The 10,896-nt window shown below is 54.3% G+C and carries 12 protein-coding genes; 9 read left to right on the top strand and 3 right to left on the bottom strand.

The window, feature by feature from the left end; translation table 11 throughout:
* Nucleotides 1-112: 112 nt before the first annotated feature.
* The 5 genes from H7A81_RS21955 to H7A81_RS21935 all read left to right on the top strand — a co-directional run bounded on the left by H7A81_RS21955 (nt 113) and on the right by H7A81_RS21935 (nt 4,110).
* On the top strand, nt 113-259 hold the full coding sequence (locus H7A81_RS21955; RefSeq protein WP_255479018.1) for a hypothetical protein: 147 nt from the start codon (nt 113-115) through the stop codon (nt 257-259).
* On the top strand, nt 259-1,965 hold the full coding sequence (locus H7A81_RS21950; RefSeq protein WP_182058724.1) for a nitrilase-related carbon-nitrogen hydrolase: 1,707 nt from the start codon (nt 259-261) through the stop codon (nt 1,963-1,965). The genes H7A81_RS21955 and H7A81_RS21950 overlap by 1 nt, the downstream gene beginning before the upstream one ends.
* 140 nt (nt 1,966-2,105) lie before the next feature.
* Nucleotides 2,106-3,260 carry a transporter substrate-binding domain-containing protein gene (locus tag H7A81_RS21945; protein ID WP_182058723.1) on the top strand — a complete coding sequence of 385 codons (1,155 nt, stop codon included), beginning with the start codon at nt 2,106-2,108 and terminating at the stop codon, nt 3,258-3,260.
* Nucleotides 3,257-3,871 (top strand): ANTAR domain-containing response regulator, encoded by a 615-nt coding sequence (locus H7A81_RS21940; protein WP_182058722.1) that lies wholly within the window; start codon nt 3,257-3,259, stop codon nt 3,869-3,871. Before H7A81_RS21945 ends, H7A81_RS21940 begins: the two co-directional genes overlap by 4 nt.
* 38 nt (nt 3,872-3,909) lie before the next feature.
* Nucleotides 3,910-4,110, top strand: a complete 201-nt coding sequence (locus H7A81_RS21935) for a hypothetical protein (RefSeq protein WP_166934379.1) — start codon at nt 3,910-3,912, stop codon at nt 4,108-4,110.
* 35 nt (nt 4,111-4,145) lie between these two features.
* Here H7A81_RS21935 and H7A81_RS21930 read toward each other — a convergent pair whose 3' ends face one another.
* Nucleotides 4,146-4,538 carry a RidA family protein gene (locus tag H7A81_RS21930; protein WP_034829836.1) on the bottom strand — a complete coding sequence of 131 codons (393 nt, stop codon included), beginning with the start codon at nt 4,536-4,538 and terminating at the stop codon, nt 4,146-4,148.
* Nucleotides 4,539-4,667: 129 nt separating this feature from the next.
* Between H7A81_RS21930 and H7A81_RS21925 the strand changes: the two genes are divergently transcribed.
* The gene (locus H7A81_RS21925) at nt 4,668-5,276 is read left to right on the top strand and encodes a TetR/AcrR family transcriptional regulator (protein WP_182058721.1); all 609 of its coding nucleotides are present in this window, start codon (nt 4,668-4,670) and stop codon (nt 5,274-5,276) included.
* On the opposite strand, the gene H7A81_RS21920 is transcribed toward H7A81_RS21925, so the two are convergent.
* Nucleotides 5,251-6,168 carry a LysR substrate-binding domain-containing protein gene (locus H7A81_RS21920; protein WP_166934375.1) on the bottom strand — a complete coding sequence of 306 codons (918 nt, stop codon included), beginning with the start codon at nt 6,166-6,168 and terminating at the stop codon, nt 5,251-5,253. The two genes, H7A81_RS21925 and H7A81_RS21920, sit on opposite strands and share 26 nt — an antisense overlap.
* 97 nt (nt 6,169-6,265) lie before the next feature.
* Here H7A81_RS21920 and H7A81_RS21915 point away from each other — a divergent pair, with 97 nt between their 5' ends.
* Complete coding sequence (locus H7A81_RS21915; RefSeq protein ID WP_182058720.1) at nt 6,266-7,129, top strand: aldo/keto reductase family oxidoreductase; 864 nt, start codon at nt 6,266-6,268, stop codon at nt 7,127-7,129.
* A gap of 49 nt (nt 7,130-7,178) precedes the next feature.
* On the opposite strand, the gene H7A81_RS21910 is transcribed toward H7A81_RS21915, so the two are convergent.
* Complete coding sequence (locus H7A81_RS21910) at nt 7,179-8,672, bottom strand: PLP-dependent aminotransferase family protein (protein ID WP_182058719.1); 1,494 nt, start codon at nt 8,670-8,672, stop codon at nt 7,179-7,181.
* Between the two features lie 109 nt (nt 8,673-8,781).
* Here H7A81_RS21910 and gabT point away from each other — a divergent pair, with 109 nt between their 5' ends.
* On the top strand, nt 8,782-10,044 hold the full coding sequence (gene gabT / locus H7A81_RS21905) for a 4-aminobutyrate--2-oxoglutarate transaminase (protein ID WP_182058718.1): 1,263 nt from the start codon (nt 8,782-8,784) through the stop codon (nt 10,042-10,044).
* 96 nt (nt 10,045-10,140) lie between these two features.
* Nucleotides 10,141-10,896: amino acid permease (locus H7A81_RS21900; RefSeq protein ID WP_182058717.1), on the top strand; the 756-nt coding region annotated here is incomplete at its 3' end.

Below are 10,896 nucleotides of genomic sequence, written 5' to 3'. Positions count from 1 at the left end.
GTAGATGATTCGGCGCCACATCAGCTCATCGCAAACAAAAACGGCGCGATGTTGCCATCACGCCGTGGGTGATAAGAAATTAGCGGGTGCCGTAGACGACGATGGTTTTACCATGCACGTTGCAATCAGCGTCGCCACACGCGGTCGCTATTACTTCAAGACGTTCCCGCAAGACATGCAGACCGAGTGGAAACCGTCTGACGTTTATCAGGGGCCAAAGCCCGTTCTCAATCCAATGCTGAGCAAGGAGGCCGAATAATGAACGTTAACGTTGCCACAATTCAGTTTGAACCCACGCAGTTTCGCAAAGAAGAAAACGTCGCGCGTCTGCTGCAACTTGCCAGCCAGGCGGCCCGTGATGGCGCCCGTTTGATTGTCATGCCAGAAATGGCCACCACCGGCTATTGCTGGCAGGATCGTGCGGAAGTTGCGCCCTTTGTAGAAACGGCTGATGGCGCGACCAGTCAGGCTTTTGCCGCTATCGCGCGTGAGTACCATTGTTATTTGGTGTTTGGCATGCCAGAGCGCGACTCTGTCACAGACATCTATTACAACAGTGCTGTTTTAGTCGGCCCGCAAGGTGTGATTGGCGTTCATCGCAAAACCCACCCTTATATTTCTGAACCCAAGTGGGCCGCCAACGGTGATGCCGGGCATCAGGTCTTTTCTACTGAAATCGGCAACATCGCCCTGCTGATTTGCATGGACATCCACTTTATCGAAACGGCTCGCCTGGCGGCGTTGGGTGGTGCGCAAATTATCTGTCATATCAGTAACTGGCTGGCCGAACGGACACCCGCACCCTACTGGTTAAATCGCGGCTGGGAAAATGGCTGCGCCCTGATTGAGAGTAACCGTTGGGGCTGGGAGCGTGGCGTACAGTTTAGTGGCGGCAGTTGCATCGTTGACCAGAACGGCATCATTCTGGCCAGCTGTGATGGTGGCGATGGGGTGATAGCGGCCGAGTTAACGCTGTCTGTTGAGAATCCTTCACTGCGCAAACGACGTCCTGAGCTGTATCAGCGCCTGATGACCAACACCTTTGTGTGGAATCCACAGGATTTCTTCGGCTTGTACGGCGGCGATCCCCTGCCTGTCGCCAAAGATTCACGTATCGCTGTAGCGCAGTTTCATCCGGCCAGTGACATCTCCGAAAATCTGCTGATGATTCGTCATTGGGCGGAGCAGGCCAAAGCACGCGGTGCTGAACTGCTGATTTTGCCAGAGCGAGCGTTGACGGGCGGTGAAGGCAGAAACAATGCGCTTGCGATTAACGATGAGCCGATTCAGTGCCTGTTAAAACTGGCGATTGAGCTGGATATCGCGTTGTTAACTGGATTTGCCGAGTGCGAAGGTCAGCAATTTTATAACAGTGCGCTGCTGGTAAGCAGCGCGGGGTTGAACGCGCACTATCGACAAATTCACCTCAGCGAAAACGATAAGCAATGGGCCAGTGCAGGCAATCAATGGGTGACCTGCGATCTACCCTGTGGACGCGTGGGAATTCTGCTGGGTGAAGATTTGCTGGTACCAGAGGCAGCACGCATTCTGGCACTGGAAGGGTGCGACATCATCGCCTGTCCCGCCCTGCTCAACACGCCGATCCCGCTGGCGCATACGGGGACGGAGATCCCGCACGCCTGGCCGATTCCGCGCGGTGCCGACCCGTATCACTGGCTATTACCTCGCGTACGCGCGGGCGAGAACAATGTCTGGCTGGCCTTTGCCAACTGGACGCCAGCGACCGGCATGAGTTTTGGGCTGAGCGGTGTGTTCGGCCCGGATACGTTTGCGTTTCCACGTACCGAAATCAAAGTGCCGGGCACGGATGGCTTGGCGGTGCTGGATGTGACTACCGGGTCAGCGGAAACCGCATATCCTAATCATGTAGTGAGGCGAAAGGATCTGGTATTGATGCGCCAGCCGCACTATTACACCCCACTGGTCATGCCGTCCAGTCAGTAAACACAAGGAGCGGCCTGTTATGACTGTCGTGGTCTTCAACGGTGCAACAGTTGCTCTTATTAAAGCTGATGTATGTCGTTATGTTCTGGCGGCCACCCTGCCGCCAGAACAGGAAAGACGTTTAATCACCAGGAGACTCTATGTCTGCCACACCCCCGCCAAAGAGTGTCATTCCGATTGGCATCCTTTACTCCGTATCCGGCGATTATGCCGTGATCGGCCGCGAAATGCTCAACGGCATCCTGCTGGCGATTGAAGAGATCAACGCCAACCCTGATTATCACTTCACCCTCGCGCCAGTGGTGCGTGACCCTGGCGGTTCGCTGGATAAATATTATGACGACTGCCACGACTTACTTTATCGCCACGGTGTACGTCATGTGATTGGTTGCTACACGTCAGCGGCCCGCAAAACCATTCTCCCGCTCATCGAATCTGCCAACGCTCTGCTGTGGCACTCCGCACGCTATGAAGGTTTTGAAAGCAGTAACAGCGTAATTTATCTGGGGGCGACGCCCAATCAGCATGTGTTGCCGCTTCTGAAGTGGCTGTTGCAGCAGCAGGATGTCGCGATGTATCACGTGGGGTCGAATTACGTCTGGTCATGGGAGATGGATCGCATCACGCGTGAAGCGGTCATCCCGGCTGGTGGCGAAGTATTAGCCAGCAAGTTACTGCCGCTCGGTGAAGAGAATGTCGATGAGCTGATTACCGATATTATCGCGCAGCGGCCCAGGGTGCTACTCAACACCATGGTGGGAAAAAGTGCGTACAGTTTCTACCGTGCCTGGCATCGGGCCAGCCAACAGCAGCCCTGGCTCAACGACGTCTTAAAGTTAAGCCTGACGCTGTGCGAGCCGGAAGTGAACATGATTGGCGCAGAAGCTCTTGAAGGATATCTGGTCTCAGCGAGTTGGTTTCAGTCCATCGACAGTGCCGCCAACCACGATTTTTTACGCTGCTACCGCCAGCGTTTTGGCGAAGACGTGTCCCCCTCCGTTGACAGCCAAAGTGCCTGGTTGGCGGGACACCTGCTGGCGCGCGCTATCAACCGTCAAGGTGATGCTGACGTTGAGGCCGTGCGTGCTGCCGTGCTTAAAGATGAGATGGATTCCCCCGCCGGACCGATCCGAATTGATGCCGATAATAATCACAGCTGGCTGACGCCGCATCTGGCGCGCTGTCATGATGGCAAGCTAGAAAGTTTTTGGCAGGCACCACAACCGGTAAAGCCTGACCCCTGGTTAGCCTGGACCGATTTCGATAATCTGAATCAGGATGGAGAGCGCACATGAGCCGAAAAAACGTGCAAATGCGCGGACTCAAAGTGTGCGTGATGGGCTGTGCGGATCGTGATAATCATCACCTGGAGCAACAATTTTCCCGTATGGGCATTCGGGGAGAATTTTTCCCGGCCTTCCCAGATGAAGAGCAGCTCGTCGGGCAACAGTTACTGGTGTTCGATGGCGACAACCCAGCGCTGTTTCATCCCACCAACAAATTGCCCTGGCCGCCCTTACCTAAAATTGCGCTCACCGCGATGGAAACACCTTCGCGACTGCAGTGGATCACGGAGCAGAAAATTGACAGCTATATGCGTAAACCGGTGCGCTTCGACGGCGTGATGACTGCCTTCACGCTGGCGCTTGAGAGTGCAGCGCGTTTTGCCCAACTGGAACAACAACTTAAGCGTCAGGAGGAACGTCTGCGCGCGCGCAGGTACCTGTTCTCCGCGCAAATACAGGTGATGCAAGCGTTTCAGTTAGGGGAAGATGATGCTTACAACCTGCTACGTCTTGCGGCCATGACGCAGCATATGACGATTGAGAATCTCAGCTGCGAATTTTTGAACAACAAAACATCCTGGCTAAACCTGCTTAAAGCACTAGCATTTGAAAAACGCTAACGTTGTATTTTCACAAATTGGGAAGAGTGTGAAATAGAATGAAAATTGTGATTTTTCTGACGATGTTAATCGCTGGCCTATTGCTTATACCCGATAGTCTGGTCGGCCAATCAGTGAGCGCACACGGAGATGGTGAAGCCGCGATGGATCAATACGATTTCACCCTACTGCTGATTAAGGCAGCCATTTCTGCACTCATTGCCCTGGCAGTATTGCAGATTGTTCGCCGGGTGCGCTGATTCAACAGACACACCTCCCTGTGCGGCACGCTGAACTATTGAGGAATTCGCGCGATCACCTTGATTTCAAAATCAAACCCCGCCAACCAGTTTACCCCCACTGCCGTCCAGTTTGGGTACGGCGCTTCACCAAAATGCCGTAAACGTACCTCATTCACGATGGCAAATTGGTTTTCAGGATCGGTATGAAAACTGGTGACATCCACCACATCACCCAGCGTACATCCCGCTGCTTTCAGCACAGCCTGCAGGTTTTCAAACGCCAGATTGACCTGACCTGCAAAGTCAGGTTCCGCAGAGCCGTCCTCCCGACTTCCTACCTGCCCCGAAACAAATAACAGGTCTCCGGAACGTATTGCGGCAGAATATTGGTTAATTTCATACAGCGCCTGACGTCCCGCTGGAAAAATGGCATTACGTTTGTTCATAATCGCACTCCTGATGGAAAAAAGGGTGAAACCGGGTAGCTAAGCCGGTTATCGCTTTTACATACGCCGCGTATGTATTAATATGGATAACATACGCAGCGTATGTCAATGCAAATTTTTGGAGTTGCTATGGCAGCCAAACGGCGAACAGAACAGGTAGAAGAAACGCGGGCAAAATTGATTGAGGCTGCTCGAAGGGCCTTCGCAGAGAAAGGATATAACGCCGCATCAATGGATGATTTGACCGCTGAAGCAGGGCTGACGCGGGGAGCGCTTTATCACAATTTCGGCGATAAAAAGGGCCTATTACAAGCCGTTATCGACCAGATCGACGCAGAGATTTTGGTGCAGATGCATGCCGCTGGGCAGCAGTTTGAATCAAAGTGGCATGCCTTTCTGGCAGAAGCGATAACCTACATTGAGATGTCACTGGAGCCAGAGGTGCAACGCATCATGCTGCTTGATGGTCCCGCTGTGCTCGGCGATCCTTCACAGTGGCCCAATCAGACTGCCTGTCTGCGCACCACTGCAGACAGGCTCTCTGTACTGATTGCAGAGGGCACGGTGAAGCCGATTGATACTGAAGCGGCCGCACATTTAGTCAATGGCGCCGCATTAAATGCCGCGCTGTGGATTGCCGCCTCCAGCGAACCGGTAGCTGCGCTTCCGCGCGCGGTTGATGCGTTTCGCGTATTGATGTCCGGACTACTGGTTAACCCGCCTGCTGCTGCGCATTGAGTTCGCGCACATAGTCGAGGAAGGCTTGTAACGGTGCCGGGATCAGCCGGCGATCGTTATAGTAGAGCCACAGACCGGAAAATCTCTGCCACCACTCAGGTAAAATCGGCTGCAAACTACCGTCATTCAAGGCGGGTTTGATCCAGTCTTCGAACAAATAAACCACTCCCACGCCTGCAACAGCAGCAGAAACCGTGAGATCCATTGCCGCACCAATACTGCAAATCAATGGACCTTTCGGCTGTAAGCGCACGACCTCATCCCCATTTTCGAACTCCCAATCGGCAATGACACCCGTCGCGTAGCGACCATACAAGCAGCGGTGCTGCATTAAATCGCGGGGGTGTTGCGGCATGCCATGCTTTGCCAGATAGCCAGGCGCAGCGGCGGCAGCAAAACGTTGGCTGCGCGGACCAATTGGCAATGCCACCATATCCTGTTCAAGGTGGTCATCGTAACGAATGCCGGCATCACAGCCATCGCGGAAAATATCCTGCACGTTGCTCTCCGCCACGACCTCCAACTGAATGTCGGGATAGCGCTCAAGGAAGCCGGGCACGATGGAGGGCAGCACCAACCGGGCAGCGCTAACGGGGACATTCAAACGCAGTGTCCCTCCCGGCGTATTACGAAAATTATTCAGTGCATCCAGAGCAGCATCAACTTCGTTCATCGCTGGCATCAAGCGCGACATTAACGCTCTGCCCGCTTCGGTGAGCACCACGGTGCGTGTGGTGCGGTTAAATAACCGAACGCCTAGTTGTTCTTCCGCTCGTCTTACGGCGTCACTTAAACGAGAAGGATTGCTTCCCGTCATGCGGGCGGCTTCACGAAATCCGCCCGCTTTTGCCACGGCCACCACCGCATGTAGCAGTGCAATATCCAATGCCATTGTTCGCCATTCCGCACACTGTGTCCTGATTTCACCGGATAGTTGCACAGCCATGCGTCGATTACAATCTGTACACACATCGACGAAGGAGGTTTCCATGTCTCACAACGCAAATACCTATACTTTGGGTGATCGTCAGGTTAAACGCCTCGGTTATGGCGCCATGCAGCTGGCCGGCAAAGGCGTGTTTGGGCCGCCAGCCGATGAGAATCGGGCATTACAGGTACTACGTGATGCGGTGGCTGCTGGCGTCAATCATATCGATACCAGCGACTTTTATGGCCCGCACATTACTAACCAACTGATAAAGAAAGCTCTGCATCCCTATTCCGACGATCTGGTGATCGTCACTAAAGTCGGTGCACGTCGTGATGCGAAAGGAGGCTGGTTGCCCGCTATCTCGCCCGATGAATTGACCCAGGCGGTAGAAGACAATCTGCGTCATCTTGGTCTGGAGGTGATGGAAATCGTGAATCTGCGTTCGATGCTCGACGTGCACGCACCTGCAGAAGGCTCACTGGAACCGCAGGTCGAAGCGATGATCAAGCTTAAAGAGCGCGGACTGGTTAAGCATATTGGTCTGAGCAACGTAACGGCCAAACAAGTGGAAGATGCGCAGAAAATGACGCCCATCGCCTGTGTGCAGAATCTCTACAATCTGGCAAATCGCCAGGATGAAGCGTTGGTCGATCAACTGGCTGCGCAGGGCATTCCTTATGTGCCGTTCTTCCCACTGGGTGGTTTCTCACCGCTGCAATCCGAGCAGCTTACCGCCGTGGCCGAAGAGTTGAATGCCACTACATTGCAGGTTGCCCTGGCCTGGTTACTTCAGCGTTCGCCAAACATTCTGTTGATTCCTGGCACATCATCACCAGAACATCTCCAGCAGAATCTCGCCAGTGGCGATTTGGTGTTGAGTGCTGATGTCGTGCAACGTTTAAACGGTATCGTTCAGTCCTGAATGACGCGGTCCTCGGGCCGCCCATCATTATGATTGCATGCGCACACGTCTATGAACGCGCTAAAATCCCGCTCTCCATCAGACATGCCTTCAATACACCAAACGCATCCTGACACTGACGTTCATCCACGCAGGCATAACCCAGCAGCAAGCCCCGTCGCTCTTGCTGGTGCATGTAATATTGCGACAACGGTCTAACCTTCACACCGCGCCGCAGCGCCAGTGCAGCAATCGCCACATCATCACATCCAGCCGGTAAATTCACCACCAGATGCAAGCCCGCTTCATGATTGACGCGCGGCATAAAATCAGCGCCAAGATAACGCTCAATCAGACCCGCTAAAAAGCGACGACGCTGGCTGTAGAGTTTGCGCATACGGCGGATATGCGCCATGTAATGCCCTTTCTGGATAAATTCCGCCAGCGCCCGCTGCACCAGCAGATGCCCGCCACGATAGAGTTCCGCCGCCGCCACGCGTAAAGGTTGAGCCAGCGCTTTTGGCACCACCAGATAACCCAGTCGCAGTGCTGGATAGAGCGTTTTGCTGAACGTGCCCATGTAAATCACCGGTGCATCGGGCTCAAAACCTTGCAGCGAGGGAAATGGCTGCCCCGCGAAGCGAAACTCACTGTCGTAGTCATCCTCTATCAACCAGGTTTTATGTTTGCTGGCTAAATCCAGCAACTGCTTACGTCTTTCAAGGCTGAGATGAACGCCCAATGGATATTGGTGTGACGGTGTCACAAATATCACCTTTGGTGCCCGCGCTCGCGAAGGTAAATCAGGAATAATGCCCTGATCATCAACCGGCATGGCCTGGATTTTCAGTCCGTTAATGCGTAACAGGTTTCGCGTGCCCCAATAGCCTGGCTCTTCAATCCACGCGGTATCACCGGGATCGCAAAGTACGCGCGTCACCAGATCAACTGCCTGATGGATGCCTTCGGTGATGATAATTTGATCCGCATCCGCACGCACCGATCGGGCCACGCTGAGATACTCCGCCAGCGCCTGTCGTAATTGCGGACAGCCGCCATTGTTGCTGTAAATCAGCCGTTCAATATCAGGTTCGCGATTTAATCGCGCCTGAATCTGGCTAAAAAGTTTATGCGGAAACTGCGTCACGTCCGGTGCGCCTGGTACAAACGCGCCCCATTGATAAGGCGAGGCGTTGGCATGGCCTAACAGCGATGCACCGCGTTTAGAAATCGCCGCCGTTTTCGCGCTCAGCGGCAGTGTCAGGTCATCGCCGCGCGGGCTGTTTAAACACCCTTCAGGCAGCGTTTCGGCGATCCAGGTTCCGCTGCCGGTGCGCGCGGTAACATAGCCCTGTGACATCAAATTTTCATAAACGTTAAGTACGGTATTACGTGACACCGATAATTCCCGTGCCATGTCGCGCGTGGCCGGTAATCGCGTGGCGCGTGGAAAAATCCCCTCAACAATCGCCGCCTGCATACACGCCAACAGACGCTGCTGCAACGTTCCTTCCGGCATAAACTGCAAACGTTCTAATACATGATCGGCGTACAAACTCCGCAATTGGCTCCATCCTTTTCTGTAAAAGTGGCTCTGGCAACAAACCTTAGCGCAGGGATAAATAAGCGTGTTTGTCGTGATTTGTAAAGACGCTTATCGCTAAGGAAAGGTTATGGAAGGTAAAAACAGCCAGCTGCAGCAACGCAAAGATGACGCACTCCCACGTGGCACCGGTAATCTTTGCCAGTGGTATGTCGATCAGGCAGAGAATGCGACGTTGCGTGACGTTGAAGGCAACAGCTGGATTGATTTCGCTGGTGGTATCGCGGTGCTCAACACCGGCCACCGTCATCCGCGCATTGTGAAAGCCATCGCGGAACAGTTAGAAAAATTCACCCATACCGCGTTCCAGGTGACGCCTTACGAAAGCTATGTCGGCCTGGCAGAGCGCATCAACAGCGTGGTGCCCATAGCCGGTAAAGCCAAAACCGCCTTTTTCTCAACCGGTGCTGAAGCGGTTGAGAATGCCGTTAAAGTTGCGCGCGCCGCCACACGCCGTCACGGCATTATCACCTTCGGTAACGCGTTCCATGGTCGTACGTTTATGACGATGGCGATGACCGGCAAAGTGGCCCCCTATAAGCGTGACTTCGGCCCGATGCCCGCTTCCGTGTGGCACGCTCGTTATCCCAACAGCGTGGCCGGTATTAGCATTGATGATGCGATGGCGAGCCTGCAAGACATCTTCACTCAGGATATCGCGCCGCAAGACGTGGCAGCCATTGTGCTGGAGCCAGTACAAGGCGAAGGCGGTTTCCACATTGCTCCTGCTGAGTTCTTCGTTCGCCTGCGCCAACTGGCCGATCAGCACGGCATTCTGCTGATTGCAGACGAAGTGCAAACCGGCTTTGGTCGTACCGGCAAACTGTTTGCCATGGACCATTACACCGTCAAGCCTGACCTCATCACCATGGCGAAAAGTCTGGCGGGCGGCATGCCGTTGTCTGCGGTGAGTGGTCGCGCAGAGATCATGGATGCGCCTGGACCTGGTGGATTGGGTGGCACTTACGCCGGAAACCCGCTGGCGATTGCCGCCGCGCATGCGGTGCTGGACATTATTGCCGAAGAACAACTGTGTGACCGCTCAGTAAAGCTGGGCGCACAGCTGGTCGAATTCCTCAATGAAGCACGTCGCCACTGCTCCGCGATCACCGACATTCGTGCATTGGGTTCAATGGTCGCGGTGGAGTTTGCCGAGGCGCAAACCGCTCAGGCCATCCAGCAACACGCCATGGCGCGCGGTTTACTGTTGTTGACCTGTGGTCCGCAGGGCAACGTGATTCGCTTCCTCTATCCGCTCACTATTCCGGATGCGCAATTCAGCCAGGCGCTGGAGATTCTCAGCACCGTGCTGAGCGCGCACCAGGATTCGTAGGCCCTCAGCTTAGCCAGCCCGTATACGGGCTGGTCATCCACCTGCTGCAGCCAGGCTGTGTCAAATCACAGCCCGAGAGACAATCTGGAGAAAACAATGAGTTCACAGAATGCCGATGCGCTTGCGCAAGGCTTAAAGCCGCGTCATGTCCGCATGTTATCCATTGCCGGTGTGATAGGTGCCGGACTGTTTGTCGGTTCCGGTCATGCTATCGCCGAAGCAGGCCCCGCCGTGTTACTGGCCTACATCGCAGCCGGTGCGCTGGTGGTGCTGATTATGCGCATGTTAGCGGAAATGGCCGTTGCCTCACCGGACTCCGGCTCTTTCTCCACCTATGCAGATAAATCACTGGGACGCTGGGCTGGATTTACCATTGGCTGGCTCTACTGGTGGTTTTGGGTGCTGGTCATTCCGCTTGAAGCCAATGCCGCAGGCACGATATTGCACAGTTGGTTCCCGCAGATTGCCGTGTGGGAATATACCCTGGCGATCACCACGTTTCTGACGGTCAGCAACCTGTTCAGCGTCAAGAATTACGGTGAGTTCGAATTCTGGTTTGCTTTGTTGAAAGTGGTCGCCATTGTCGCCTTCCTGATTGTCGGCAGTCTGGCTATCTTTGGCTTGATGCCGGGTAGTAGCACGCAAGGCATTTCTCACCTCTATGACACGCACGGGTTTATGCCAAACGGCATCGGTGCCGTGCTGGCCGCCATACTGACTACCATGTTCTCCTTTATGGGAACGGAAATCGTCACCATTGCGGCAGCGGAATCACGTGAACCGAAAAAGCAGATTACGCAGGCCACCAACTCAGTGATCTGGCGTATTGCGTTGTTTTATTTGCTGTCGATC

The organism is Pantoea sp. ME81, from assembly GCF_903970985.1.
Classification (GTDB): Bacteria; Pseudomonadota; Gammaproteobacteria; order Enterobacterales; family Enterobacteriaceae; genus Pantoea; species Pantoea communis.
The sequence above is the reverse complement of the archived record's forward strand: the minus strand, read 5'-3'. Positions and strand labels throughout refer to the sequence as shown.

What these genes read in the sequence shown, in the direction of transcription:
- H7A81_RS21955 (WP_255479018.1), top strand. Translation starts at nt 113, where the DNA reads ATGCACGTTGCAATCAGCGTCGCCACACGCGGTCGCTATTACTTCAAG.
- H7A81_RS21950 (WP_182058724.1), top strand. Translation starts at nt 259, where the DNA reads ATGAACGTTAACGTTGCCACAATTCAGTTTGAACCCACGCAGTTTCGC.
- H7A81_RS21945 (WP_182058723.1), top strand. Translation starts at nt 2,106, where the DNA reads ATGTCTGCCACACCCCCGCCAAAGAGTGTCATTCCGATTGGCATCCTT.
- H7A81_RS21940 (WP_182058722.1), top strand. Translation starts at nt 3,257, where the DNA reads ATGAGCCGAAAAAACGTGCAAATGCGCGGACTCAAAGTGTGCGTGATG.
- H7A81_RS21935 (WP_166934379.1), top strand. Translation starts at nt 3,910, where the DNA reads ATGAAAATTGTGATTTTTCTGACGATGTTAATCGCTGGCCTATTGCTT.
- H7A81_RS21930 (WP_034829836.1), bottom strand. Translation starts at nt 4,538, where the DNA reads ATGAACAAACGTAATGCCATTTTTCCAGCGGGACGTCAGGCGCTGTAT.
- H7A81_RS21925 (WP_182058721.1), top strand. Translation starts at nt 4,668, where the DNA reads ATGGCAGCCAAACGGCGAACAGAACAGGTAGAAGAAACGCGGGCAAAA.
- H7A81_RS21920 (WP_166934375.1), bottom strand. Translation starts at nt 6,168, where the DNA reads ATGGCATTGGATATTGCACTGCTACATGCGGTGGTGGCCGTGGCAAAA.
- H7A81_RS21915 (WP_182058720.1), top strand. Translation starts at nt 6,266, where the DNA reads ATGTCTCACAACGCAAATACCTATACTTTGGGTGATCGTCAGGTTAAA.
- gabT (WP_182058718.1), top strand. Translation starts at nt 8,782, where the DNA reads ATGGAAGGTAAAAACAGCCAGCTGCAGCAACGCAAAGATGACGCACTC.